22 protein-coding genes are annotated in these 25,716 nt (G+C 58.0%); 2 read left to right on the top strand and 20 right to left on the bottom strand.

What is annotated here, in order from left to right:
- The first annotated feature begins 209 nt into the window (after positions 1–209).
- Complete coding sequence (gene nagA / locus GYN08_RS23785) at positions 210–1,400, top strand: N-acetylglucosamine-6-phosphate deacetylase (protein WP_328802972.1); 1,191 nt, start codon at positions 210–212, stop codon at positions 1,398–1,400.
- A 583-nt stretch (positions 1,401–1,983) separates the two neighbouring features.
- Here the strand turns inward: nagA and GYN08_RS16460 are convergent.
- Positions 1,984–2,448, bottom strand: coding sequence for a VOC family protein (locus GYN08_RS16460; protein ID WP_235946348.1), 465 nt, complete (start codon positions 2,446–2,448; stop codon positions 1,984–1,986).
- 136 nt (positions 2,449–2,584) lie between these two features.
- On the opposite strand from GYN08_RS16460, the gene GYN08_RS16455 reads away from it, so the two are divergent.
- Positions 2,585–3,559, top strand: a complete 975-nt coding sequence (locus GYN08_RS16455; RefSeq protein WP_166276252.1) for a helix-turn-helix transcriptional regulator — start codon at positions 2,585–2,587, stop codon at positions 3,557–3,559.
- A 307-nt stretch (positions 3,560–3,866) separates the two neighbouring features.
- Here the strand turns inward: GYN08_RS16455 and GYN08_RS16450 are convergent, their stop codons facing one another.
- The 19 genes from GYN08_RS16450 to GYN08_RS16355 all read right to left on the bottom strand — a co-directional run.
- Positions 3,867–4,103, bottom strand: a complete 237-nt coding sequence (locus GYN08_RS16450) for a hypothetical protein (protein WP_166276249.1) — start codon at positions 4,101–4,103, stop codon at positions 3,867–3,869.
- A gap of 56 nt (positions 4,104–4,159) precedes the next feature.
- Positions 4,160–4,999 (bottom strand): ABC transporter permease, encoded by an 840-nt coding sequence (locus tag GYN08_RS16445; protein WP_166276902.1) that lies wholly within the window; start codon positions 4,997–4,999, stop codon positions 4,160–4,162.
- 47 nt (positions 5,000–5,046) lie between these two features.
- Positions 5,047–6,210, bottom strand: a complete 1,164-nt coding sequence (locus GYN08_RS16440; protein WP_166276246.1) for an extracellular solute-binding protein — start codon at positions 6,208–6,210, stop codon at positions 5,047–5,049.
- Positions 6,211–6,223: 13 nt separating this feature from the next.
- Positions 6,224–7,270 carry an ABC transporter ATP-binding protein gene (locus GYN08_RS16435; RefSeq protein WP_166276243.1) on the bottom strand — a complete coding sequence of 349 codons (1,047 nt, stop codon included), beginning with the start codon at positions 7,268–7,270 and terminating at the stop codon, positions 6,224–6,226.
- A 64-nt stretch (positions 7,271–7,334) separates the two neighbouring features.
- Entirely contained in the window at positions 7,335–8,159 is an 825-nt protein-coding gene (locus GYN08_RS16430; RefSeq protein WP_166276240.1) for an ABC transporter permease, read from the bottom strand.
- A complete protein-coding gene (locus GYN08_RS23780) occupies positions 8,135–9,406 on the bottom strand; it encodes a LacI family DNA-binding transcriptional regulator (RefSeq protein ID WP_235946346.1) in 1,272 nt (423 codons plus the stop codon). Before GYN08_RS23780 ends, GYN08_RS16430 begins: the two co-directional genes overlap by 25 nt.
- Positions 9,403–10,143 carry a glycerophosphodiester phosphodiesterase gene (locus GYN08_RS16415; protein ID WP_166276237.1) on the bottom strand — a complete coding sequence of 247 codons (741 nt, stop codon included), beginning with the start codon at positions 10,141–10,143 and terminating at the stop codon, positions 9,403–9,405. Before GYN08_RS16415 ends, GYN08_RS23780 begins: the two co-directional genes overlap by 4 nt.
- Positions 10,140–11,474: a CehA/McbA family metallohydrolase gene (locus tag GYN08_RS24085; protein ID WP_166276234.1), complete on the bottom strand. Its 1,335-nt coding sequence runs from the start codon at positions 11,472–11,474 to the stop codon at positions 10,140–10,142. The genes GYN08_RS16415 and GYN08_RS24085 overlap by 4 nt, the downstream gene beginning before the upstream one ends.
- Complete coding sequence (locus tag GYN08_RS16405; protein ID WP_166276231.1) at positions 11,471–11,941, bottom strand: hypothetical protein; 471 nt, start codon at positions 11,939–11,941, stop codon at positions 11,471–11,473. The genes GYN08_RS24085 and GYN08_RS16405 overlap by 4 nt, the downstream gene beginning before the upstream one ends.
- A 189-nt stretch (positions 11,942–12,130) precedes the next feature.
- The gene (locus GYN08_RS16400) at positions 12,131–12,751 is read right to left on the bottom strand and encodes a hypothetical protein (RefSeq protein WP_166276228.1); all 621 of its coding nucleotides are present in this window, start codon (positions 12,749–12,751) and stop codon (positions 12,131–12,133) included.
- A 135-nt stretch (positions 12,752–12,886) separates the two neighbouring features.
- The gene (locus GYN08_RS16395; RefSeq protein WP_166276225.1) at positions 12,887–13,204 is read right to left on the bottom strand and encodes a spore coat protein; all 318 of its coding nucleotides are present in this window, start codon (positions 13,202–13,204) and stop codon (positions 12,887–12,889) included.
- A 13-nt stretch (positions 13,205–13,217) separates the two neighbouring features.
- Positions 13,218–13,412 carry a spore coat protein gene (locus GYN08_RS16390; RefSeq protein ID WP_166276222.1) on the bottom strand — a complete coding sequence of 65 codons (195 nt, stop codon included), beginning with the start codon at positions 13,410–13,412 and terminating at the stop codon, positions 13,218–13,220.
- Positions 13,413–13,608: 196 nt separating this feature from the next.
- Positions 13,609–17,064, bottom strand: a complete 3,456-nt coding sequence (locus GYN08_RS16385) for a DUF5704 domain-containing protein (RefSeq protein ID WP_166276219.1) — start codon at positions 17,062–17,064, stop codon at positions 13,609–13,611.
- Positions 17,064–18,293, bottom strand: coding sequence for an S-layer homology domain-containing protein (locus GYN08_RS16380; protein WP_166276216.1), 1,230 nt, complete (start codon positions 18,291–18,293; stop codon positions 17,064–17,066). Before GYN08_RS16380 ends, GYN08_RS16385 begins: the two co-directional genes overlap by 1 nt.
- 371 nt (positions 18,294–18,664) lie before the next feature.
- A complete protein-coding gene (locus GYN08_RS16375) occupies positions 18,665–19,489 on the bottom strand; it encodes a carbohydrate ABC transporter permease (protein ID WP_166276213.1) in 825 nt (274 codons plus the stop codon).
- Positions 19,482–20,420: a carbohydrate ABC transporter permease gene (locus tag GYN08_RS16370; RefSeq protein WP_166276210.1), complete on the bottom strand. Its 939-nt coding sequence runs from the start codon at positions 20,418–20,420 to the stop codon at positions 19,482–19,484. The genes GYN08_RS16375 and GYN08_RS16370 overlap by 8 nt, the downstream gene beginning before the upstream one ends.
- Before the next feature lie 329 nt (positions 20,421–20,749).
- On the bottom strand, positions 20,750–22,069 hold the full coding sequence (locus tag GYN08_RS16365) for an extracellular solute-binding protein (protein WP_166276207.1): 1,320 nt from the start codon (positions 22,067–22,069) through the stop codon (positions 20,750–20,752).
- An 863-nt stretch (positions 22,070–22,932) separates the two neighbouring features.
- On the bottom strand, positions 22,933–24,738 hold the full coding sequence (locus GYN08_RS16360) for a cache domain-containing sensor histidine kinase (RefSeq protein WP_166276204.1): 1,806 nt from the start codon (positions 24,736–24,738) through the stop codon (positions 22,933–22,935).
- A 26-nt stretch (positions 24,739–24,764) separates the two neighbouring features.
- Positions 24,765–25,716, bottom strand: a 952-nt coding sequence (locus GYN08_RS16355) for a helix-turn-helix transcriptional regulator (RefSeq protein ID WP_166276201.1), incomplete at its 5' end; no start/stop codon positions are given.

Here is a 25,716-nt window from a genome sequence, read left to right as displayed (position 1 = left end):
GCGGCACATGTATCGTGGCGAACGGACGGATCGTGTCCGTGGAAGATGCCGAAGGCCGGGCGGTTGCGGCAGGCGGCGGGGATAGCGCGGCGGTGCGCGGCGGCATGGCGGCCGGAGCGGAAGACCGTGGCGGCGGTGCGCTGGAGCGCGCGGAAGGGCGTGACGGCACCGCTTCGGCCGGCGCGGAAGGCGGCGGGCGCGCTGCGGCGGTGGGCGCGGAAGGGCGTGGCAGCGGCTCGGCCGCGGGCGGCGAAGACGAGCAGGTCGTCGACGCGGCCGGCGGCTGGCTGCTGCCGGGCTTCGTGGACATTCACGTCCACGGAGGCATGGGCGAAGACTTCATGGACGCCGCGAAGCCGGGCGTGCTGGAGACCATCGCCCGGTTCCACGGCTCGCACGGTTCGACGTCGATGCTGGCGACGACCATGACGGCGACGCGCGACATGATCGACGGCGTGCTGGAAGCCGTCTGGGCTTACCGGCAGCACCAGCGGAGCGGAATGCCGGGCACGGGCATCGGCGGAAGCGGGACGGACGGCGCGGCGAACAGCGGCGCGGCGCCCGGCGGTAGCAGCGGCGCTCGCGCCGGGACATCCGGCACGGCGGCGCCCGGCGCGAGCATCGAGGGCGTGCATTTGGAAGGGCCGTTTATCAGCCCGCAGTGGCCGGGGGCGCAGAACCCGGAGCACATCTCCGAGCCGCGAACGGATTGGCTGGAGGACTGGGAAGCCCGCTTCCCGGGCCTGATTCGCCAGCTGACGCTGGCGCCGGAGCGCGAAGGCGCGCTGGAGACGATCGCGTGGCTGCGCGCGAATGGCATTACGGCGGCGCTGGGGCACACCGACGCGGGTTACGAGGAAGTGCTGGCGGCCGTCGGCGCCGGGTTGAACCATGCCGTGCATACGTTCAACGCGATGACGCCGCTGCATCATCGGAAGCCCGGCGCGGCCGGAGCCGTGCTCGGCACCGACTCGATCACGGCCGAGATTATCGCGGACGGGATTCACGTCCATCCCGGCGCGGTGCAGCTGCTGGCGAAGGTGAAGAATGACGGCAATCTCGTCCTCGTCACCGACGCCATGTCCGCCGCGGGACTCGGCGACGGGGATTATTTCCTCGGCGACCTGCCGGTCAAGGTCGAAGGCGGCGTCGCCTTGACGCAGGGCGGCGCGCTCGCCGGCAGCCGCCTGACGATGGACGAGGGCTTCCGCTTCCTCGTCCGTCAGGCGCAGCTCAGCGTGGAACGCGCTTCGCACGCGGCCAGCGCCGCGCCGGCCCGGCAGGCCGGCATCTACGACAAGACCGGCTCCATCGAGCCGGGCAAACGCGCCGATCTCGTCCTGATGGACGAGGAGCTGGAACTGCGCGGCGTGTGGGCCGCCGGGCGGAAGATCGGGTAGTTCCGGCGGCCGGACGGGTTTCCCGCCTCTTTTCATGGGAAGTCTGAGGCCTGCCCTTGGCCGTGTTTTTAAATGTATGATGCCTGCAGCATACGACCAAAAACCGGAGAACGCAGCGGCCAACCTTTGTTCGGCGTAAAAATGCTGCGGATATCCATCATTTTTACAACCACAGGGAAGTAAGGGACGCAAATATTGCAGGAATCCATCATTTTTGGCTAAATCATCCTTAAATCATCCGAAATTCGCAAAAATAATGGATTTTCGCAGCATTTTGCCGCTCCGCTCCGGATGATAGCAGGAAATGATGGATTTTTGCCACATTTTATCGGGTGCGAAGCGCGGCCGAATTCCCGGCGCTGCGTCACTTTTCCTTGACGCGCCCCGGTAGGTCTTCACCATCTTCTCCCGTCCAAATTCAAAGGCCTGTCCTAAGCGGACAGGCCTTTTTGTCGTTTTCATTTGCCGTTTCTGTATAGTTGTTTCTTTTTCCGATCCCTTTTATCCGTTCTTATTCCCCGCTTCTCGGCTTCGCCCTGCTCGACTTCCCCTATTCGACTCTCCCTGCGCTCGCTTCGCCGGATCAGAAAGCATGCCGAGTCACCGTGAACTGGAACACCACGCCGAACGGATCGCGTACGGCGCCGTAGCCGCTGCTGAACGAATTGGCCGCCAGCGGCGCAATGACGGTCGTCCGTTCATCGGCGGTCAGCCGCTCGTAAATCCGCACGATCGTCTCGTGGTCGCGCGACTGGATGCAGAGCGAAAAGTCGTTGCCCGCACTCCACGGCCGAGTATTGTCCATTTCCTCTTCCGCGATCATCAATTTATTGGCTCCGATTTGCAGTACGGAATGCGTGATGTAAGATTCCTGTCCGGTTTGGAAACGGAACGTCTCATCCATTTTCGCCATATCGGCGTAGCTGACCTTCAGCAGCACTTCGGCATCCAGCATTTTCTCGTAAAATTCGATCGCTTCCGCTCCGCGGCCGTTAAGCGAGAGAAACGGAACGGCTTCGAGCAGGATCATCCGGTGATCGGTTGTCATGGTTTGGTCCTCCTTGGAATGTGGGTTACACTGACAGCATAGGCGCTAAAGGTGTCAAAAAAAGAAACCTTTAACCGATCAGTTTTCGAAAACAAAGCATGACGCTTCTATATCCGAACGAACGGAGGGATCATCCATGAACAAATCGGAACGGCTCAACCGGATGCAGCGCTACGTCTACCGCAAACGCGTCTTCACGCTGCGCCAGCTGATGGACGAATTCGGCATCTCCCGCAGCACGGCGCTGCGCGATGTCGAATCGCTGGAGGCGATTGGGCTGCCGCTGTACGCCGACCGGGGACGCGGCGGCGGCTATCGGGTGCTGGAGACGGCTTCGCTGCCGCCCGTCTCGTTCACCACCGGCGAGGTGCTGGCGCTGTATTTCGCCATGCAGAATCTGCGCGGGATGTCCGGCGATCCTTTTCGAGTATCGTTCGATTCCATTCGCGCCAAGTTTCTCGACGTGGTGTCGGAACCGCAGCGCGAGCAAATTCAGCGTTTTGAGCACCGGATCGCTTTTGAGCAGGGCGAACCGGCAAATGCGGGAGCTCATCTGGAGACGCTGCTGCAGGCGGCGGTGCGCGGGGAAGTGCTGACGATCGCCTACGCGGGGCGGACCGGCGAAGGAAAGCAGGAAACGGCGGCAGGCGGCCGCACCCGCCGTATCCAGCCTTTCGCCGTCTACGCCTCGGACGGCTTCTGGTACTGCCGCGCTTACGATCTGGACAAGCGGGCATACCGGGTGTTCCGCTGCGACCGGATCGTGTCGGCCGAACCCGGCGGCGGCGAACCGATCGCGGAGCTGCAGGCGCTCGATCTGCGCGACGCGCAGAGCCTGCGCCGGCCTTCGGCGGAAGCGGTCTCCTTCCGCTGCTCCGTCGCGCCCGAAGCCGCCGACCGGCTGCGGCGCAGGCTGTATCCGTCGATGACGCTGACGGACTCGCCCGAAGCAAACGGCCTCCTGCTGCTCTCCGGCAGCTACGAGCCGCGGGAGACGGACTTTATCGTCTCTTATCTCGCCGGCTTCGGTCCTTCGCTCAAGATTCTGGAACCCGAGAGCCTGCGCGATCGGCTGCGGGCGTATTACCTGCGGCGGATCGAAGAGCTGTAGACACCCCTGCCGCGTCCTGCGCGAAACGGCATTCGCGGGATCCGCGCAGGACGCGGCATTTTCGCAATCCGCGCAGAACGCGCAAGATGCGAAGACGCGGAGTCGATCCTTTTGCGGCGCCGAACTCTAGCGAACCGGGATATCGCTATTTCGCGATTTTAGAGCTTTTGGAAAAGCTAACGAATCCTTATATCGCTAAGCAGCGGTAAAAAGCCCATTTAGGCCGAATAAGGCTCGAATAGCGTGAGGAGGATTCGTTAAAACATTCAAAGAGCGCTCGGAGAACCAATAGCGTGCTTAAGGTTCGTTAGAATTCCGAGTCGCTCTCGTGATGTTCGGAAGGCAGGCTCGAAGCGGCCGAGAATCGCTCAAAAGCCTGCTCGCTTCTTTGGCTTTCGACTCCTTTGTCTCTCCGCACCTCCTCGCCTTTCTCGCCTTTCTCGCCTTTCTCTCCTTTCTCGTTTTTCTCGTTTTTCTCGGCTCTCTGCCCTCTGCCCTCTGCTCCCTTGACTTCTTTGGCTCTTGCCTCCCTCGATCCACGCAAAAAAACCGGCGCTCCGCACCGGAGCACCGGTTTTTCCGACTTTTCCGCGCCTCGTTTCACATCTTCCCTTTCTCTTCCTCCGCCATCGAGCGGATGTAGAACGCTCCGAGCACCGAGCACAGCAGGAACGAGAAGAACGCGATCGCGGCGGCCTGTTCTCTTTCCTGGAACACGCTGAATACCTGCTGCATGGAGACGCCCAGCATCTGCGGGGAGTTGGCTCCGATCAGGAACGGCGCGGTGAACGAGCCGATGACGCCCATGAACACGAAGGTCAGCGCGACGAGGAACGTCTTGTACGACAGCGGGAAAATGAAGCGGGTGAACAGGCGCAGCCTGCCGACGCCGACGTCTTTCGCGCTCTCGATCACCGAAGACGGGATGCCGGCCAGCGCGGAGCTGAGCAGCATCGTCGTGAACGGAATGTTGAACCAGAGGTTCGCGATGATGATGCCTTTTTCGTCGAAAATGATCCGGGGCAGCGTGACGCCGACCGTCTCCAGGATGCGCGACAGCCAGCCGTGGTTGCCGAGCAGGTTGATCAGGCCGTAGGTGGCGATGACGCCCGGGATGAACAGCGGGATCATGTACGTCCGGCGGATGAGGTCGACGATCGGCCCCTGGTTGAAGCGCATGTAGATCGCCAGGCTGTAGCTGACCAGCAGCACCGCCGCGCAGGTGATGGCCGTGATCCGCAGGGTGAACACGATATTGCCGCGCATGCCTTTATCGGTGAACAGATACGCGTAGCGGCTCAGGTCGTATCCGCCCGCGTCGTTGCTCAGGCTCAGGATGAACGACTGGACGATCGGGATAATGACGACGATCAGGAGAATGGCGAAGGAGGGGAGGACCATCGCCAGCCCCAGGATGGACTGCTTCGTCTCCGGGCTGATCGTCTTTTTCGCCGTCGCTCGGCCTGCCTGGATTACGCTTTTGGAACTCATTGCGCGGCGACGTCGCTCTGCCAGCGTTTATTGATTTCCGTGCCCAGGTCCCCGATATTGAACGTGCGGAAGCCTTCGGATACGCCGGCGAACTTGTCCTGCATTTCCTGCGACATGTTGGACAGCTCGATGCCCGGGAAGCCGTTCATTTTGTCGACGACGACCGCCTGCGCTTCCGGCGACAGCACGTAGTCGATGAACGTGTTGATCGCTTCTTTTTTATCCGATTCCGCGTTGACCATCAGGTAAGTCGGACCGCCGTTGAAGCCCGGGGTAATCTGCTGCATTTTGATCGTGTCCGGGAGCAGGCCTTCGTTCAGCTGCTGGAGCACCATGTCGGACCAGGCCGGGATGATCGACACTTCGCCGTTCATCAGCAGATCGAGCGTGCCCTGGTTTTTCTTCGGATAGATGCCTTCGCCGTACACGGACGGACCGATTTCTTTCAGCGTGTCGAAGCCGGCTGCCCACTTCTCCATGATCGCCGGGTCGGAATTGTGGATGTCTTCTTCCGGCAGGTCTTTGTACACGATCGTCTGCACGAACGAGCTGCCCGAACCGCCCGTCGAAGGGTCGTTATAAGCGAACTGTCCCGGATTGGCTTTGATCCAGTCGATCAGTTCGTCCAGCGTGGTCGGCGGACTCGTGACTTTGCTGCTGTCGTAAGCGAGCACGACGGCGGAAGAACGGTACGGCACCGCGTAATTGTCCACGTCTTTCATGGTATCGGAATTGACCTTGCTCAGATTCGGGATATCGTCTCCGCTGAGCTGCTCCCAGGTGCCTTCCTTCGCGCCCTGCGAGACGTAGGCGATGCTGTCCTCGTACAGATCGATGTCGCCCGAGCCCTTGCCCGCTTTTTTGGCCGCGACGATCCGGTCGTAGGTCGGCTCCGCTCCCGTGCCGGACGGAATGTACACCAGCTTCACGTCGATCTCGGGATGCTCTTTTTCGAACATCGGCTCCAGCGTGTCCCACAGATCCTTCACGTTCTGCGAACCGGTAAAGTAGAAGTTGAAGGAAGTCGGTTCGCCGGACGCGGCGGCGCTTCCTTCGGCGGACGCGCTTTTGCTTTCATTCCCGTTTCCGCACCCGGCCAGCAGCGACGCGGACAATCCCGCTACGGACAACAACGTTAACCAAGACTTTTTCATGCGCATTTATTTTTCCTCCTCAGTTCGCTTTCGCTTCTTCGACCGGGAATCCGGTCAGTTTCGAGATCGAGACGCCGACTTCCTGCCCTGCCTGCAGCCGCTGCATCGCTTCTTTGCTCTGGAACGCGCGAATGATGCCGTATCCCGCCAACTCGACGGTGACTTCGGCGTAATGCCCCAGTACCATGATCTGCTTGACTCTGCCTTTCAACACGCCTTCCGTTCCGTGGTTCGCGCTCAACTGCACGTCTTCCGGTCGGATCGCCGCCGTGACTCTGCCGCGCAGCTCTTTGCCGTTCGGCAGGACCAGGCTTCCGATCCGGATGCCTCCCTCTTCCGCCACCCCCTCCAGGAAATTCATCTTGCCGATAAAGCCGGCGACATATAAGGAAGCGGGCTCATCGTAAATCTGATGCGGCTGAGCAATCTGCTCGATGCGCCCGTGATTCATGACGATAATGCGGTCGGACAGCGACAGCGCTTCTTCCTGGTCGTGCGTGACGAATACCATCGTGAGCCCCGTCTTCGTCTGGATCTCCCGCAGCTCTTCGCGCATTTCGTGCCGCAGCTTGGCGTCGAGCGCCGAGAACGGCTCGTCCAGCAGCAGCACCGCCGGATTGAGCAGCAGCGACCGCGCCAGCGCGACCCGCTGCTGCTGGCCGCCGGACAGCTCCGCCGGGTATTTCTTCTCGAAGCCCGACAGACGGACCAGCTTCAGCGCATCCGCCACCGCGCCGCGGATTTCCGCTTTCGGCATCTTGCGGATCTTCAGGCCGAACGCCAGATTGTCGTAGACCGACATATGCGACCACAGGTTATAGCTCTGGAACACCATCGAGGTCGGCCGCTTTTCCGGCGGAAGGCCGATGACGCTTTTGCCTTCGATCAGAATATCGCCGGAGTCGGGTTCGAGAAATCCGCCGATGCTGCGCAGCACGGTCGTTTTCCCGCAGCCCGACGGGCCGAGAAGCGTGACCAGCTCGCCTTTTTCGATCTCGATATTGATTCCGCCGACTCCGTCGCCCGTCTTGTAGCGCTTCGCCAATTCTCGTACAGACAGCTGCATGTTTCTCCTCCTATTCGCTCGGAAGCTTGATTCGGGAGCTTGATTGCGCCTTTTCGCCCGATCTTTATTTCATCTGAAAACCGCTGGCCAGCACGTCCGCGCTCACCAGACGCTGCGCCGCCACGAGCAGGATGATCGTCGGCAGCGTCAGGATGATCGAGAAGACGGCGCCGGCGCTGCTCGGAAAGTCGGAAATGATCGAGTACATGACGATCGGCATCGTTTTGAAATCGGGAATGCCGACCAGGAACGTCCCCTGCGCCTCGTCGAGCGAGTTCAGGAAGGTGAAGATCGAAGCGACCACGATGCCCGGCATGGCCATCGGCAGCGTGATGCTGCGGAACACTTTGAACGGACTCGCCCCGACGTCGCGCGCCGATTCCTCCTGGGCCCGGTGCACGTTGCGGAAAGCGGCGGTCGGAATCCAGGTCATGAACATCAGCACGTTGATCATGTGGATCAGCACGACGCCGAGCAGCGTATTCATCAGTCCGATCTGGTAAAACAGCACCGCGATCGAGACGTACAGCCCCATTTTCGGAAAAGCGTGCGTCAGCAGGAACGAGAACAGGAACATCCGCTTGAGCGGGAACTGCAGTCTCGCGAACGCGTACGCCGCCGGAATGCAGACGACGATCGACAGCAGCGTCACGAGCGTCGCGATGAGGAACGACAGCGAGATCGACGAGACGATATCGTCTTTCGCCAGCACGAACTCCCACCATTTGAATCCCCAGATCTGCGGCAGCACGTTCGGGTAATTCCACTTCTCGCTGAAAGCCAGCACGAGCAGGTTGACGAGCGGTCCCGCGAAAAAGATCGCGAAGATCGTCAGCAGAATAAATTCGACAATTCTTCTCGGTCCTACATGTTTCCAGTACCAGAGCATATTGCGTTCTCCTCTCCTGTCGTCGATTGACGGACGATCACTTCGCTTTCGTATTCGATCAGCCTCGGCACGTCCGCTTCGCCCCCGATCATCCGGTCCAAAATCGCGACCGCGTCCCGGCCGATGCCGGCCGCGTCCACGCTGACCGTCGTGAGAGACGGATGGTACATGCCGCTGAGGTCCGTGTTGTCGTAGCCCATGACGGCGACTTCTTCCGGCACGCGGACGCCGCGTTCCAGCAGCACTTTCATGGCGCCCAGCGCCAGCATGTCGTTGGTGCCGAACAGCGCGGTACAGCCGCCGGCCCGGAAAGCTTCATAGTGCCGCTCCATCAGTCGGACGCCGAAATCGAAGCTGGACTCCGGCGACTCGGCGACGGTCACGGCGGCGTCGGCGGGCCCTGCGGCGAGCCGCTCTGCATCCGCCGATTCTGCAGCGATCCCTTCCGCATCCGCAAACTCTGCAGCGACCGGGTCCGCATCGATAGGCTCCGCATCGAAGCGCTCGGTCTCCAGGCCGGGCAGCATCTTCCCTCGGTCCGCGCTTTCTGTATCGGGGCTCGCGGCGCCGCGTTCGGCGCGGTTCTGCCTGCTTCCGGCCGGAACCGGAACGCCCAAATCTTCCAACTTGCGCAGAAAGCCCGTCAGCCGCAGCGAATGGCTGCGATGCTCGCCGGGACCGGCGGCGATGAAAAATTTGCGATGCCCGCACCCATGCAGATGCTCGGCCGCCCGCTCTCCGCCGGCTTCGTCGTTGCTGACCAGATGGACCACGTCGGGATCTTCCGCCGAACCGTTGACCATCAGGTACGGAATGTTGAAGTTTTTGACGTAGTCGATGACGTTCTTGCGCAGGCGGCTGATCAGGATCAAGCCGTCCACCCGCTGCTCCAGCATATAATCCATGGAACGCAGCGACATTTCCCGGTCGGTCTTCAGGAAGATCGAGTAGCCGAGCTCTTCCGCGGCCATCAGGATCTCGTCGACGATCTTCCCGTACAGCGTATGCGAGACGATCGGGAGCTTGTCGCGGAATACGATCACTCCGATATTGTGCGTTCGCTTGGCGACCATCGCCCGGGCGACGGCGCTCGGCTTGTAGCGCAGCTCTTCCGCCGCCCTGAGCACGCGTTCTTTCACCTCGGGGCTCGCGTAGCCGTTGCCGGAAATGACCCGCGAGGCGGTCGATTTCGATACGCCGGCCAACTGCGCCAGCTCCCGCAGACTGTAATTCAGCTTCGTGTTCAATCCATGCTCTCCTCCGCCTTCGTCATCTCTTCCCGAACCGACAGCAGCAGCGCCGGATCGCGCGTCGTGATCGAATCGACGCCCCATTCCGCCATGCGCCGCATGTCGCCGGCTTCCGCGACCGTCCAGACGTAGACGGCCAGTCCGTTCCGCCGCGCGGCGTCCAGCAGCTCGGGCCGTACCGCCTGATACGGAACGTTCAGCCCGAAGCATCCCGCCGAGCGGCCTTCTTCGCAGGCCTGCCGGACCGCTTCGCCGTAGCTTGAATGCAGGAAGCTGTCGATGTCCACGTTCAGCAGTTTGCGCAGCGAGATCCCGGAGCGCTCCGCCAGCAGCGCCCGCCCGTATCCGCATCCGCTGAGGAAGACGCGCTCGGTCATCTCCAGCCTTTTGACCAGGGAAAAAGCCGGCTCGAGCGCCTCGTCGCTCTTGATATCGAGGTTCATCACCCGGCCCGCCGTGCGAATCCAGCCCAGCATGTCCGCAAGCTCCAGCACGGGAGCGGTCGACGCGTCGTTCAGTTCCTCCAGCGTCATCTCAGCCAGGCTGCCGCGGCGTCCGCCGGCCAGCGGCATCTCGTCGTCGTGGGCCAGCACCGGAACGCCGTCCCGGGTGACCCGGATGTCGTCTTCGTACACGTCGCAGCCGAGCTTCAAAGCCGCGCACAGCGATTCGAGCGAATGCGCGGGATGCCCCATGCAGCCGGTATGGGCCGTAATCAAAGGGAACTCTCTCATAGGCGATTCTTCCCTTCCTCATGCTCGAAATAAACGGCGTTGGTAAAAGCGATCCGGGTGTAGGCGCCCCGGGCCGTTCCCCATAATTCGGCGCGAAGCCATGAACGGGGCGAGTCCGCGGCAGGCGTCGGAAGCTCCGCTTCCAGATCGAGCCGCAGCGGCTCTTCGGCGGTGCCGACCCCGGGTGCAGCCGGCAGCGCTCCGCGTTCGAGCAGAGCCTTTCGGCTCTCCGCCGCGCCGACGCCGACTTCCTCCGGCCGGGCGGCCTTGAACGGCGCGTCCAGGCTCAGCTCCTCGCCCAGATTGGAGTGCAGCTTCAGCTTGAAGACCTGATCGTCCAGCGTCCATAATCCGCGGCGGACCGAGAAGTCCAGCGACAGCTTGACGCGGATCGCGGCCGCCTCTACCGAATCGGCGGCTTCTTCGCCTTGGCTCCCGACAGAAGCCGGGACGTCCGAGGTCGGGGCGGCCGAAGCCGCTCGGGCCGAGACGCGCGCCGGCACCGACGAACCGACGGACCAAAGCTCGCCGCCGGATTCCAGCGCCATCGTCAGCAGCGGCCCGATCGTGACGGAAACGCGTCCCTGCCGCAGCGCCTCGATCAGCCGGGTTTCGGCGAGCGCCGCCGCGGAGGATGCGCCGCGTCCGACTTCCTCCGGCTGCGTCTCCGCACCGAACCGGCTCGGCTCGGCCGCTCCGGAATCCGGGCTTGCCGCGGAAGCCGCCCCGCTCTCGCCGCCTTCGTCTTCGATTTCCAGATACGTGACCGACACCGGCTCGTCCGTCTCTTCCTGCGCGTGCCAATCCCGGCCGGAGGTCGCCGCGATGCGGTAACCCTCGTTCAGCTTGTCCGTCCACAGCCCGAACGCGCGCCGGTTGTCCGTCTTGATGGACGGAAACGTGCCGGACCAGACTTCGACGTAATCGACGGCGTTCCAATCGCCGACTTCGTATTCCCAGAAGCAGCCGGTGCAGGCCGGACTGCCGATCCGGAACGGATGGGCCAAGCCCGCGATGCCGCCGAGCCGGTGCACTTCCGCGATTCCCCGGTCGATATCGCTTCGTCCCGCCTGCCGCCAATCGGCAAACTCGCTCAGCCCGATAGTGACCATATGACCGTAAAAGGTCGTCCATTCCATGCCGGGGATGATCGTCAGCCCGAATTCCCGCTCGATGTCCGCTTTGCCCGCCAGGCCGGACATCGTATTGTGATCGGTCAGCGCGATCGCGCCGAAGCCGAGTTTGGCCGCTCCTTCCGCCAATTCCCGCAGCGTCTGCCTTCCGTCGCTGTGCAGCGTGTGCGTATGCAGTTCGCAGGCGATCCAGGTCATGCCGACTCCTCCCTTTCCGATGTCCAGGCCCGCAGCCGATACTCGCAGGTCGCCGTCACGATGCAGTGCAGGCTGAGCGTCACGTTCCACTCTCCCGCTTCGAGCCTGCCGGGCATGAGACCCGGCGAAGCTTCGCCCGAAGCCAGAAACAGCTCCTGGACTTCGTCGTGGCGGTGGCACGCTCCCCGATACCCGTCGGGGCCGTCGAAGGACAGCGTGATCAGATTCTTCAAAGGCAGATGCCGGTCGGCGCGGGCGACGGCCTGCTCCCGCTGCTCCGGCAGTATGTATAAATCGTAGCTTTCCTTCAGCAGTTCCAGCGCCCGCTCGCGATCTTCGAGATTTTTCGGCGCGTACTCGAAACGGACGTTCAAGCGGCCGCAGCCTTCGTGCAGTTCGAGAGGGACGCGAATATGGGTCCGGGACTCTTCCGGCGTGACGCTTCCTTGAATGTCGAGCAGTTCCATAACGCCTTACCGCCTTCCGTATTTCGGAATTTTCTGCTTTCCGTCTTGCCTATCGCCTCTTGTGGGACCGTTCCCACATCACCTCCTCATGTTAAAAGGAAACAATCAGACCGGTATCAGCCTCGTGTTAATCTTCTGTAAATCGAAAAAAGACCGGTCTTCTATTAAAAGAAGGCCGGCCTTTCGCGTTCAATTGTCAAACCAAAACACAATTCGGACCTCGTCGTCGCTCGCGATCCGTCGTTCTTTTTTCAGCCTTTCCATCTTCTCGATCATGGAAGTCAGGTTGAGATTGAGGTAACCGTTCCACTCGCGCAGCACGCAGCCGCGGCTTTCGAAGTTCCCGGCTTTGACGTCCCAAAAGCCCAGTTGGTACTTCCGCCCCGCGGCCGTCCTTCGGATCATCTCTTCGTATTCCGCTTCGTCCACCCAGCCGCGAAGCGGCATCGGTTCGCCGTATCCGCTCTCCTTCAACTCCCGCAGCGTCAGGTGGGAGACGTGATGGACATTGACGTTGTCGGGCATGTCCCGGAAGTCGTACTCCTCCGCCAGCAGGGCGTCCCATTCGTCGGGCAGTCCCCGGGGCGGCGCGATCGGCGGATAACTGCTCGTTTCATCGCTCCCCCGCACGCCGGCCAACAAATAAAAAAGTCCGTAATCCCGCGCCCCGTCGATCAGGTCGACGAGACTGAAGCCTTCCCCTTTCATGACCTTGATCTCCGGCCAACCGCTCCGTCTGTACCAGCGGTCGATATTGATCCATTTTCCGTCCAGGCGTCCTTCGCAGTAAAGCGCAATATCGCAGCCCATTATTTCCCTCCGCTCCTTACAGTGTTTCTCTTTTATTGTACCGACCTTCCTTTCCGACCTCTACCCGAAAAAACAAAAAAAGACCCGTATCTCCTGACGGAGAACGGATCTTTCGTCGCTTGCTGAAGCCGCCTCTTACTTCGTCTCGACCAGCTTCGTCGCGATTTCGGACTTTTTCATATCGTGTTCGACCTGCTCGTCGATATCATACGGATGATACATTTCGTTCTCGATCATGTAATCGGCGATTTTCTGGTGCGTTTTGATCGCCGTATCCAGCTGGGCTTTGAGCACTTTGCGTACTTTCGGCGAAGCCGCTTCCGTCAGCGCGACCGCGTATGTGCGCACCGCCGTCTTGGCGGACAGGAGCATATCGGTGGCAATCGCCAGATCGTCCATCGGCGTTACCGCTTTGACCAGCGTTTCTTTCGTCATCGATTTCGGGGTAGCCATGCGTAATCCCTCCTCAGCTGATTAAAAGTGCTTTCAGTTCGTCGATCGCCTGCGCGGAATTTTCGATGTCTTCTTCGATCAGCGCTTTGAGCTTGTCGTCTTGAACCAGTCCCGACATCGCTACGGCTTTGGTGACACAGGATGTTTTCAGGATTACGAGTTCGTGGATTTCGAGTTTCTCGTGCAGAGCCAGTTCCTTCGTCGCCATCTTGAAGCACCTCCAAATTGAATGACTTGCCTCGCAATTCTTGTTCTCTGATTTTGTACCCGCCTGATTGCAAAATAAACAAAAATGCAATTAAACTTTTCCAGTTCTGGTTTTCGGTTTGAAAGTCTCCGTTTGCGGCTAAATATAACGTTTGCGCCATTATGGAAACACTCCGTTTGCTGCATGGCTGCTCGTGTTAGTGATTAACTTCAACTTGGAAATCATCTTTGTAGGACTTGTCCGCGTTGAAGAAAACGATATCCCCGTCTTGCAGAGTGAACGTATTTTTCCACGAATCCTGCACGCTGCGTTTGAAGCCCTCAAGCGCCCACTGGTTCATCAGGGGGGCATTGATGTACTGCAAATGCGGTGCGGCCAAGTTACCGTTGCGAATGCTTTCGATGTTGAAGTTCAAAATAATATAGCCGTCACGCAGGAATATGGGATCTCGCTTGGTCAGCCCTCTGTGCGTGCGTCCGTATTCGGCCAGATTCGTCCCTTGAGCCACGACATACGGATCGCCGGGCAGACTGTAATGGCCGTACCACTTCTGCACAGCCGCGTTGGCGCGCGCCAAATCGACCGAACCCGGCAGGTTGGCCTTCGGTCCGATCAGCGTGCGGATTTGCTCCGGCAGCAGCAGGAGATCAAAACCGCCGATCGGCGTTTTTGCTTTGGTGAAGCGGCGGATGTAGTCGCTGATGAACATATCGCGGCTGACGCTGTTCATCTCCGCAAAGGTGTAGTAATTGTCGTATTTATACCTTGCGGTATCGGTCAATTCCTCCTCGGGTACGTTGCGCAGGCGATCGTTCAAGATCACGTAGCGTTCTTCCGTGTCTTCCAGCGATCCGACTTTGATGAAGGTTCGGTGATCGTCGTTGTAATACAGATCGACAGGCGTTTGCGTCTTGCCGTCTTTGCTTACAAAGGTGAAGCTTGGCGTGATGCGGATGCCGTCGGTTTTACCGAACATATTGCCTTTGGTCTTCAGGTCGAACTTGATATGGTAGCCGGTCTTGACTGCGATGTTTTTCATGCCTTCGAGCGGGTTGCTGCCGGGAAGAATCGGCAGGGTGAACGGCGAGGTGTTGCCGCGAGCCGCTCCATCGATTCCGTGAAGTCCGGTCCAGTAGGTGTTCCCTGTATGGACGGCACTGCCTTTTTGAGTACGGAAGACCATTTCCCAGTTGTAATCGGCGATGTCGGTGATATGGAAATCATACAGGCGACCGATCACGTCTACATCCACCGTATCGCTGGCTACGTGGTTAGCGAGATCGAAGTTTGCATCCTGCTGCGTAGGGGAGACGCCGGGGGCGTTCTCGGCGATGTTTCGGTAATAGACGGTGTAGTGCCCCTCATCGACCCAAACGGGCAGGAAGAACGTCGTGGTGATCTGAGACACCGGAATATTGATCCAGGTGTTCTTCGGATAGAACTGCGATTTATCGCCGGAATACACGTCGAAGGGGAAGTAGACTTCTTTGCTTCTAAAGTATTTGGCGTAATCGCGGTTGCCGTAGCCCGGATAGTTCTGATGCTGTCCGCTGGTCGGCATGGTAATCGTGAACGGTCGATCCAAGATAAAGGCCATGCGGCCGTAACTCGGATTGGTCTTTTGGTTATGCGCCGCATCGTCAGAGGCGCTGGAGTAGTTCACGACCGGGGTATGCACCGTTACCGGGTTGATGTTCGGAATCGGGTACGTATCGCCGTCTGGGGCTTCGTAGTTGGCATCCAGACCGATATACGAGATCGTTCCCATACTTGCGGCGGCCATGCGATTGGTCTTGGTCATCGGAATCATATGGTTCGGACTGTACAAGACGTCGCGATTGATGATTTGCGGTTCGGGTAAGCGCTGCGGGTCTTGCGTTTTTCGCACGGCGACCGCATCGCTCATGATGGTTTGACCGTTGAATGTCAATTTATCGTTGTTGACATTCACCTGACGAATTTGCGCTTCGGCAAAGGCCTGCATGGCCCCTTGATTGTCAGGCAGTGGGGGACGGCTGGTATAGCTTGGTCCACCGACCGGCTTGCTGCCGGCATCGAGATTGAACGGTCCTTTGAACTCATCGTATTTTGCTTTTCGATCCAAAACGACATTTGGCGGCGTATAGCCGGCCGGATGGATCGTGATGCTTTCGCCTTGGAAGGCGTAGTTTTTCAGCTCCGCGCTGTCGATTTGGTAGACGCCGAGTTTGTCTACCACCCAATACGAAAAGTTTCGCACGACCGAGACATCATACGTTTTGTAATCCGTGTCGGTTTTGGGATTGTCGATTGTGGCAGGCGGTGCATTTGGATTTGGTGTTTTCTCGACCCATGATAAATCATAGGTTTCCCGAATCGTTAAGTTATACGTGCAGGTTCCGACTTTTTCTTGGAACTTGTATTGGTGCAGATAACTGTTGGCCAATACGTTGCCGTATAAACTTTCGGACGTTGGAATCCCTTGCAGTACATCGAAGATTTCACGGTCCCGCTGATCGGCTTTGATCACGGCGCTTGCCTGCGGGTTCATATTTTCGCCTTCGATTACGCGCCCATCGGTAATGGAACATTCGTAATCGCCGCCCGTTGGCGGCGGCTCTGTAGGTTCACCGGGTTCGGTGTAGACCCAATAATGGTCGGGATATTGGTACGTAACCGATGTTGCAACAAATTGATACGCTGCATAGTAAAATGCTGTAATTTGTGCGTTTTCAGGGTTTTTGTTATAGGGTCGCATAGAACCGTCAGAGTTTTTTTCGACATAATAGCGCTGCGTGTTATCATCATGCTCTTGTGTGAATGTGATAGTCGCAAATGTCAGATCGCGAGTAGCGCCGGGTGTTTCTCTAGGGTTCAGTCCTACAAGTATAGATTCGATATTGGTTGTTGGGTGTCCTAGACCTGAAATACCTAGACTTCGGTTGGATACTTCTTTGTCGTACAACGGTTCGACTTTAGCTCCGTTTGAAGGGAGTTGAGGGTTATTTGTTTGTACGATGTTTGTGCGATTGTCAATTTGAGCGATGGGCACTCGTACATCGACCCCGTTTATCTTAGCTTTGAACGGGTTACTAATCGGGTATTGAATTATCATTTTGATTTTTCTACCCGGTGCCGATTTGTACGTACGATTGTATGTTTCACCGCTATTTTGAGTTGTGATTTGTTCAGAACCAACAGGGACGTCGCCTTGGCCAGTCCAGGTTTCACCTTCACCTCCGGCTGTCCATCCGCTCAAAATAGTTCGAGTCCACGCGAACCAAGACCCGGCCGATCCGTTTTCTATTGAGTTGACTTCAAGTGCTTCGCCCACAAATGTTTCGGAACCTCGATATGTCTGAGCGTTAACGTCAATCGTTTTAACAGCTTCGGTTCCTTTATAAAACACAATTTTTTGAATTTTCTTCCCACTACCAGCGTCTTCGCTGATCGTTTCGGTTGTAGCTTGAGGTGTTTTGCCTGTCCAAACTGCGCCTCGATCGGGTAGAGGTTTGGGTTTATCATTCCCGGCGTATACAATTTCTTTTTTGATTGGAGCTGCTTCAACTTGTCCTTGGAGTGGAAAAAAAACACTCAGTACGCTGCTGGTAAGAAGCAGCGTACTGAGTCCGACAAACGTCATTTTTTTTCTTCGTTGTCGGGTTGATGTCATTAGTTGAGTCCCCGCATTCTGAGCAAATCGACTTCTTTATACAGATTTTTTGCGTCAGTCGGCGTTTGAAGCATGATGAGTATATCGCTGAGACCTTGAACCGTGCCGCGTTTTGGGAGAATTGTAGCGGGTACATCACCAACTTCATTTCGATAAACCCGAGCTGTTTTGTTTAACGTTCCAGCAAAAAATTCTTTAATATCGGGGCTATTAAAACCTCGAACTTCGAATTGAGCGAAAGGTTTGTTCAGATATTTAGTTTTATCTTTGTTGAATACCTGAGTGCTTTTAAAATACAGCACATACGTATCTTTCTGATTTTTAACCATCAGATTTTTTACGTTGTAATTGTTATTGAACCATTTCAATGTGTTAATGTCACCCAGTAGTGCGCGGTTTGGATCGTTCGGATCGGCCATGTCGATAGCGACCAAAGCGTCCAACTTAGATTGATACAAACCATCATTTGATGTCAGTGTCATGGCCTTCTCGTTCCACATTTCTTCGACCGACGATTTGCCTTTATTTTTCCAATCCGACTCCGGCGTCGCGAACTTTTCCGGCATGACGGTGAAGATGTTGGTGCCGTGCCACAGGATTTCGGCGGCTCCAACGGCGTAGCGATCGACGTTGAGGTCTTGTCCGGCGCTCTTCGACAGAATGCGTTCGATGATCACGACGGCTTGGGCGCGCGTGGTCAGACCTTCCGGTGCGATTTGGCCTTTTCCAACGCCTTGGATCAGACCGGTTTTGGACGCGAGATACATCCATTTGTCGTCTTCTTTCGATGTTTCGCCGATTGCGCGGGCGGCGACGCGGGCCATTTCGTCGCGTGTCATGACTTTGTTCCAGGCCGCTTCGGCGTTGGCGAAGTCGTTTGCCTCGTACAGCCCTTTGTTCGTCGCGGCATCGACATACGGGATGTACCATTTTCCCGACGTCTCTTTGACGTCGAGTTTCATCGCGGCAACCACCATTTTGACGAATTCGGCGCGGGTGACCGAAGCGTCCGGTTTGAACGTGCCGTTGGTGTAGCCATCGACGTAGCCTTTGGCGACGCCTTGCTGCACGGCGCTGTAGGCCCAGTGAGTGGATTTCACGTCGGTAAACTGCGAGGCTTGCGATGTAGCGGCTTTTGCGGAAGGGGCGGCGCTGCTTCCCCAAACAGCGCCTGCCACGAATACAGCCCCCAACAAACTAACTCCCCATTTTTTCCAATTCTTATTCATTTCCTTGTCCCCCTTCTTTGATCTGCATCCAATAACTCCGACAGGCACTTCTTCTATTGTCGCTTGGTTGTACGAATTGGGAAAGTCCCATTTTTTGTTGTCAAAGAACATTTCTATCATTTAACTTATCCAAAGCACGCAAAAAAGCGGACGCATTTCTCCCCTAATAAGGAAAGAAGACGTCCGCATGCTTTGCGAATACTCAACCTATACTCATTCAAAATAATCCATTTCAACAAAGAAAGCAAGCTTTCGCCTTTGAAAATGGGAAACCTCCTTGTTGGATTCTAATCGAAGTTTCCCATTTTCAACACGCGATCCGAACGACATTATCCCGTAAGCCCGTTCATGTTTTCCCAAAACGAAATCGGTTATTTCACCGACCCCACCATTCCCGCAACGAAATGCTTCTGCATAAGGAAGAACACCAGCGCCGTCGGAACTGTCGAGATGACAATCGCCATCATGATCAGGCCGTAGTCCGGCGAGTAGCCCGAACCGAGGTTCGAGATCAGCAGCGGAATCGTCTGATTCTCCGGCGTCTGCAGGATAACGAGCGGCCACATGTAGTTGTTCCAGCTCGACATGAACGTGATGATCGCCGCTGCGGCGTAAGTCGTTTTCATCGTCGGCAGGTAGATCCGGAAAAACAGTCCCAGTTCGGACAACCCGTCCATCCGGCCGGCTTCCAGCAGTTCGCGCGGAAACATCTTCGTGCTCTGGCGGAAAAAGAAGATCAGGAACGCCGTCGTGAACGTCGGAATCACGACCGCCGCCGGCGTATCGATGCCGAACGTCGGGAAAAAATTCGTGATCTTTCCGAACATGCGGTACAGCGGAACCATCAGCGCGGCGAACGGAATCATCATCGACAGCAGCAGGATCGAGAAGACGACGTCTTTCGCTTTGCTGCGATAGATCTCGAAGCCGTAGCCCGCGAGCGACGCGATCAGCATCGCCAGAAGCGTCGTCGTGATCGAGATTTTGGCCGAGTTGCCCATCGCGTTCCAGATATCGACGCTCGATGTCAGATTGCGGAGGTTATCGAGCAGATGCGAACCCGGCAGCAGACGGCCCTGCGTCACGTCGACCGACCGGTTCGTCGCGCTGACGATCATCCAGAAGAACGGGAAGATCGAGACGAAAGCCGCGAGACTGAGGAACAGATACATGGACGCTCTTTTCGCTTTAAGCATTTCGATCACCTGCCACTTTGAATTGGATGAACGACAGAATAATAATCATGATCACGATGGAGTACGACACGGTCGCCGCATAGCCGAAGTCGGCCGAATACTTGAACGACAAGTTGTAAATATACTGCGAGATGGTGGTCGTCGCGCTGCCCGGACCGCCTTTCGTGATATTCATGACTTCGTCGAACAGCTGCAGCGTGCCGATCGTCGACGTGATCGACGTGAACAGGATGATCGGCTTCAGCAGCGGAATCGTGATGCTGAAAAACTGGCGGATGGCCGAAGCGCCGTCGATGCGGGCCGCTTCGTAGATCGACTGGTCGATGTTTTGCAGACCCGACAGATAGAAGATCATGTTGTAACCCGTCCAACGCCAGGTGATGGCGATGATGATCGTGACTTTCGCCCAGAACGGATCGGAAATCCATTGGATCGGCGCGCTGATGATATGAATGTTCATCAGCATCGCGTTCACCAGGCCGTCCGGCGCGAACAGATACTTGAACACGATCGAATACGCGACCAGCGACGTGATCGCCGGCAGGAAGATCGCGGTACGGAAAAATCCTTTGAATTTCAAGTTGCGGTCATTCAGCAGCACGGAGAAGAACATCGCCAGAATGATCATGATCGGAACTTGGAACAGCAAATAAATAAACGTATTGCCGACTGCGGTCAAAAAGATTTTATCCGTGAACAGCCTTTCGTAATTGCCCAGACCGTTGAATTTCATATTGATGCCCGTGCCCGTCTGGAACGACAGGATCAGCGCCTGGATCATCGGATAGAAGTAGAACGCGGCGATCAAAATAACGGCTGCGGCGACGAAGAGCCAGCCGACCAGACCCGATCGGAAGCGGCGGCTGCGGCTCGAACGGAACGTCCGGCTATCGGCGCTGCCCGGACCGGCTGCGGAATCTGCGGTTTTCATCCGGCATTCCTCCTTGGATTGACGTAGGGTGACGCGATAGATCGGCGAAAAGTGCATAACAAGATATGGCGGAAGAAGCCCCGCGCCCACGGTGTACATTCAAGCCCTTTTCGCAAAAGGCTTGAAGGCACAACGCACGACGGGAGTTCGCCGCTTGCCTGACAGGTTTACCGCTGAAGAAAAGCCGGCGGAGTCCGCATTCGCATAAAGGTGGGACGAAATGCCGAAAGTCCGCCGAATCTTCGAACGACAGGAAGCGTCTGCCTGCGGGAAAGTGGATGCGGCGCCGTAGGGCGCCGCGCTCTCGTTTTCCTGCGGCCGCGCGTTCCTTATTTCAACTGCGCTTCGGCCTGAGCCTGCGTATCGTTCATGACCGCGTCGACGTCTTTGCTGCCGTTCAGGTAGTTCTGAACTTCCGCGGAGAGGATATCTTCGATCGCGTAAGTGTGCAGGCCGTAGTTGACGTTCGGCACTTCGGTCGTCCATTTCGCGAAGTCCGCGTAGACTTTCTCCCCGCCGAAGAACTCGTCCGCCTTATCGTACGCTTCGCCTTCGGAAGCCGATTTCAGCGTGCCGATGATGCCGATCTTGTCCAGCATTTCCTGGTACAGATCTTTGTCCGAACCGAACGTCGCAGCCATGAAGTCGGCCGCCGCGTCTTTGCCGTCCACGTTCATGACGTACCACGAGCTGCCGCCGGAGTTGGAAGCGTTGACCGAACCCGCCGTGTCTTTCAGGCGAGGAATCGGCACGACGGCCCATTTGCCGGATTGCGAAGCTTCGGCCTTGACCGAAGGCGTGATCCAGTTGCCGGTCGGCACGGAAGCGACGTCCCCGCTGTTGAAGGCGGCCACGAATTGGCTCCAGTCGGAGTTCAGCTTGACGATGTCCGCGTCGAACATCGCTTTGTACAGTTCGAGCGCTTCTTTGAAAGCGGCGTTGCCGGCGATATTAGGCGTTACGCCGTCTTCCTTCAGATACCACGAGCCTGCCGACTGCAGCATCACGCGAAGCGTGCCGAGGTCGTTCGGATCTTGGGTCAGCATGTCTTTGCCGGTTGCTTCTTTGACCTTTTTGCCGATCTCGATGTATTGGTCCCAATCGATGTTCGTCAGATCGTCGACCGTGTAGCCGGCCTGCTCCAGATAATCGGTGCGGACGTACAGGCCGGTTACGCCGGAGTCGAACGGAATGCCGTACTGTTTGCCGTCGAAGCTCGTCGGGCCCGCTTTGTAGTCCGCGAAGTCGGCGCCTTTGATCTTGTCCGACATGTCGCGGAACGCGTCCGGGTAAGCCTGCAGGAAGTTCTGCGCGCGATAGTCTTCGATCAGGACGACGTTCGGCAGTCCCTTCGTCGTGCCCGAGTTCAGGCCGGTGTTCAGCTTCTGCACGATGTCCGCCTGCGCGTTCTCGACGATATTGATCGTCACGTCCGGATGATCCTTGGCGTATTTTTCTTTGGCCAGGTTCAGTGCCGCGATGTTGAAGTTCGGGTCCCAGGCCCAGATCGTGATTTCTTTTTTGTCCGATCCGCCCGATCCGCTATCTCCGCCGGCCGCGGTGCTTGCGCCCCCGCCTCCGCCGGAGCACGCCGACAGCATCAGTGCGGATGCCGCCAAAGGCAGCAAAAGCTTTTTCCATTTTTTCATCTTGCATTCATCTCCCGTCCGTAATATAGGTCTGACTCCCTGTTAATCCGTAATAATTAGATATGAAAGCGGTTGCTTTACGAGAATTATCTTAGCATTCCTATTTCGGCGGAGGTTAGGAATATCTTTGTGCGGAATGGGGAAATCATTGCATGTCGCGAAAATGGTAGCGTTATCATTGGGAATAAATTTGGATAAGGGTAAAATTTTAAGTTTTGCTTGCTCGGTGCGACCGCTTGGCGGGCGAACGGGCGGGATGGACGGTCGGCGAGCGATTGATCGGTTAACGGGCAGCTGCCGGCCGGGCGAAAAGACTGCGTTAAAAAAGGCCGAGTCCGAAGACACGGCCGCCGGACCTTTCGGCGCGCGCTTTGCTGCTCCGCCGGCGCGGATCGGCGGCTGCGGGAGAGCGGGGAAAGACGCGCCTCATAGAGACAGCGGGAAAATAGATGCGGAAGAGCAGCTATTTTCGCCATTTGAAGACCTTTCGAGAAAATAGATGCGGAGGAGCAGCTATTTCCGCCATTCGAAGGCTTTTCGAGAAAATAGATGCGGGAGAGCAGCTATTTCGCTTTTTCAGCGCGTTTGGAGGCCCTTTTGACGAAAATAACTGCTCTATCGCATCTATTTCCGCCATATCCGCTTTTTCCGGCCGAATAGCTGCTCTATTGCAGTTATTTATCTTTCGTCAGAGGGTCGGGCGAGCCGCGAGACAAAGACAGAGACGTAGACGGATACGGATACGGAAATAGAGACGGTTCGCCCCGCCCTATTCCGTCCTCGTTCCCGTTCTCGCTCCCGCCTGGCCTGCTCCGTCCTTTTCACACTCCGTTTTACGCCTCCTCCACTCCGTCTTACGTCTCCTACGTCTCCTCCGTAATGAGCGGCAGCGCGATGCGCACCTTCGTGCCTTCCCCTCTGCGGCTGTCGATCGTGATGCCGTATTCCTCGCCGTACAGCAGCGTGATCCGGTTATGCACGTTGCGGACGCCGATGCCGGTGAACAGCTGACGTTTGCTTTTTGAATTCGGGAGCGCGGCGCCGTTGTCGCTGCCCGTCCATTCCTGCGCCCCGTCCATGCCGTCGCCGTTGTCGCTGACTTCGCAGATCAGCTTGCCGTCGGACTGCGAGACGAGCACGTAGATCATGCCGCTCGGCTTTTCGTTGAATGCGTGGAAAAAGGCGTTTTCGATGAAAGGCTGAATGATGAGCTTGGGCACCCGGTAATGCATGCAGTCCGGCGACGCGAACACGTTCACCCGGATGCGGTCGCCGTAGCGGGCATGGTTGATGAACACGTAATTGCGCATGTTCTCCAGCTCCTGCTCGATCGTGACCGTCTCGCTGACGTTGCTGATCGTGTTCTGCAGCAGGGAAATGAGCGCGTTGATCGTCTCCGCCGCCGCGTCCTTGTCGCCTTTTTGCACCAGAATCTTGATCGACGCGAGCGTATTGTACAGGAAATGCGGATTGATCTGCCGCTGCAGCGCCGCAAGTTCCGCGTTGCGCCGTTCTTTCTGCGTCTCCAGCAGCCGGGCGATATAGTCGTTCAGTTCGTCCAGCATGTAGTTGTACGCCCGGCTCAGCTCCTGCACCTCGTAGCCGGACGATTCCGTCACGCGGACGTAATTGTCGAAGTTTTTCTCCGTGACCGTGGACATCTGCCGGACCAGCACGGTCAGCGAGCGGGTCTGCCGGCGCGTGATCAGGAAGACGAGCAGCAGCGCCGCGCCGACGATCAGGCCGCCGACCAGCACCAGATCGCGCAGATTGACGACTTTGCCTGCGGCGTAATCGCGGTCGATCAGATTCACGAGATAAAAGTCGTATTCGGGGATATAGCTGGACAGCAAAATGGAGCTTCGGCCGAAGACGTCGGTATTGCGGCGGATGACTTCCTCGTTTTCCGCCGAAGGCGCCGCGTAGTCCAGCAGCTGTTTCGACACGGTGCCGATCAGCTCCGTGCGGTTGCTCGAGACGATGCGACCGGAATCGTCGAGGATCAGCACGTCGTTCCCCGCGCTCGTAAAGTTGCCGTAGAAGCGGCGGAATTCGTCTTCGCGGATCGAGATGTACAGGTCGCCGTAAATAAAGCCGGTCGTGCGCTCCATCAGCGCCTTCGAGGCGACGACATAAGGAACGCTCCGTCCGGTCTCGTCGCGCTCTTCGTCGTACTGGTAGAGCAGCCGTTTGGGCTCCGCTTCGGTACGCTGAGACAGCGGATGCCCCACCAGCCGGTCTTCGGGCACCGGCCAATAATTGCGGTCCGTCGAATAATTCCGTCCGTTGACGCCGACCGCCGTCAAGCCGACGCTGTAGGCGTCGACGTTCGATTTGACCCTTTTCATCTGCTGGTTCATGCCGTAATAAGTCGAAGCCATGCGGACCGAATCGCCTTCGCCTCCGCTGAGATAGGTCTTGATCGTTCCGTTCAGCGCGGCGTAGGAAGCGGCGTTGACGACGGAATCGTTGAACGATTCCATGCCGGTCCGGATCTGGTTCAGCACTTTGGAATTGGTAATGCCGAACGTCTCCGTGAACAGCCGTTCCGACATGCGGATGGTGACGAGCGACGTGACGATACAGACGGTCACCGTGCTGACGACCATGACCAGGAACAGCTTGACGAACAGCCGCTGCGCATGGAACCGGCGCCAGTATGCTTTCATGATTGAGCCTCCTTGCCCGCGCTTTCTCAACGTTCCGCCGGATGCTGCCTGCGGTACTGGCTCGGCGAGAAGCCGGTATGCTTTTTGAACACTTTGGTAAAATAGCCGGGGTCCGAGTAGCCGACGCGGCCGCTGATCTCGGAAATGCTCAGCTCGCCCTCGCGCAGCAGTTCTTCGGCCTTCGTTACCCGAATCCGGTTCAGATATTCGCTGAAGCCTTCCTTGTTGTGCGACGCGAAATAGCTGGACAGATACGACGGATTAAAGTGGAAATGTCTCCCCAGTCCCGTCAGGCTCAGCGCTTCGGCGTAATGCTCGTCGATATAAGCCAGCAGCTTCTTCATGCTCGCGCCTCCCGGCTGTTCGGCCTGCTCGGCGACCTTTTCCTCGGCCCGGCGAAGAAACCGCTCCAGCAGCAGCACGGCCGACGGGGCATCCCGCGCTTCCTCGATCTCGCGGAAAAAGCCGTACTTCGCCTCGTCCAGGTCGGCCGCGTCGTAATCCATATTGCCGAGCAGCGTGATCAGGTTGAATACGATATTGCCGAAAAAAGACTTCAATCCGACCGGCGTCGAGCGGTAATCGCCCACCATCCGCGCCGCGTATTCGCGCAGATCGCGAAACGCTTCCCCGAAATGCTCGCGTTTGATCTCCTCCGTGAACCGCCGCAAATCGAACGCCGGCAGCGGTTCGCCGGGTTCCGGCAGTTCCTCCGGCAGCATCAGGCTGCGGTCCGGAAAGTAAAAGCGGGTCTCCAGCAGCTCCCGGAGCTGCCGGTAAGCCGCGCCGAAACGGCTCAGCGAGTCGAACGCTTCGCCGACGGCCCAGAAGGCCGAGGGCGAAGCGAAGCCCCGCGCCGCGGAGCCCTGCGCTCCGTCGGCCGGCTCGTTCGCGGGCGACGGCCCGTCCGCGGCCGTGGCTGAGGCGGCCGCGGCGGAAGCGGCCGCGCGCTCGCGCAGCGCGGCCAACAGAGCCGCG

Source organism: Saccharibacillus alkalitolerans (assembly GCF_011090185.1).
GTDB classification, from domain to species: domain Bacteria; phylum Bacillota; class Bacilli; order Paenibacillales; family Paenibacillaceae; genus Saccharibacillus; species Saccharibacillus alkalitolerans.
Note: the sequence above shows the minus strand (reverse complement) of the source record. Positions and strands in the feature narration are given on the sequence as shown.

Excerpts from the sequence above, each read along its gene's own strand:
- GYN08_RS16460 (WP_235946348.1), bottom strand. The coding sequence starts at position 2,448 with ATGACAACCGATCACCGGATGATCCTGCTCGAAGCCGTTCCGTTTCTC.
- GYN08_RS16455 (WP_166276252.1), top strand. The coding sequence starts at position 2,585 with ATGAACAAATCGGAACGGCTCAACCGGATGCAGCGCTACGTCTACCGC.
- GYN08_RS16440 (WP_166276246.1), bottom strand. The coding sequence starts at position 6,210 with ATGCGCATGAAAAAGTCTTGGTTAACGTTGTTGTCCGTAGCGGGATTG.
- GYN08_RS16435 (WP_166276243.1), bottom strand. The coding sequence starts at position 7,270 with ATGCAGCTGTCTGTACGAGAATTGGCGAAGCGCTACAAGACGGGCGAC.
- GYN08_RS16430 (WP_166276240.1), bottom strand. The coding sequence starts at position 8,159 with ATGCTCTGGTACTGGAAACATGTAGGACCGAGAAGAATTGTCGAATTT.
- GYN08_RS16415 (WP_166276237.1), bottom strand. The coding sequence starts at position 10,143 with ATGAGAGAGTTCCCTTTGATTACGGCCCATACCGGCTGCATGGGGCAT.
- GYN08_RS24085 (WP_166276234.1), bottom strand. The coding sequence starts at position 11,474 with ATGACCTGGATCGCCTGCGAACTGCATACGCACACGCTGCACAGCGAC.
- GYN08_RS16405 (WP_166276231.1), bottom strand. The coding sequence starts at position 11,941 with ATGGAACTGCTCGACATTCAAGGAAGCGTCACGCCGGAAGAGTCCCGG.
- GYN08_RS16400 (WP_166276228.1), bottom strand. The coding sequence starts at position 12,751 with ATGGGCTGCGATATTGCGCTTTACTGCGAAGGACGCCTGGACGGAAAA.
- GYN08_RS16395 (WP_166276225.1), bottom strand. The coding sequence starts at position 13,204 with ATGGCTACCCCGAAATCGATGACGAAAGAAACGCTGGTCAAAGCGGTA.
- GYN08_RS16390 (WP_166276222.1), bottom strand. The coding sequence starts at position 13,412 with ATGGCGACGAAGGAACTGGCTCTGCACGAGAAACTCGAAATCCACGAA.
- GYN08_RS16385 (WP_166276219.1), bottom strand. The coding sequence starts at position 17,064 with ATGACATCAACCCGACAACGAAGAAAAAAAATGACGTTTGTCGGACTC.
- GYN08_RS16380 (WP_166276216.1), bottom strand. The coding sequence starts at position 18,293 with ATGAATAAGAATTGGAAAAAATGGGGAGTTAGTTTGTTGGGGGCTGTA.
- GYN08_RS16375 (WP_166276213.1), bottom strand. The coding sequence starts at position 19,489 with ATGCTTAAAGCGAAAAGAGCGTCCATGTATCTGTTCCTCAGTCTCGCG.
- GYN08_RS16370 (WP_166276210.1), bottom strand. The coding sequence starts at position 20,420 with ATGAAAACCGCAGATTCCGCAGCCGGTCCGGGCAGCGCCGATAGCCGG.
- GYN08_RS16365 (WP_166276207.1), bottom strand. The coding sequence starts at position 22,069 with ATGAAAAAATGGAAAAAGCTTTTGCTGCCTTTGGCGGCATCCGCACTG.
- GYN08_RS16360 (WP_166276204.1), bottom strand. The coding sequence starts at position 24,738 with ATGAAAGCATACTGGCGCCGGTTCCATGCGCAGCGGCTGTTCGTCAAG.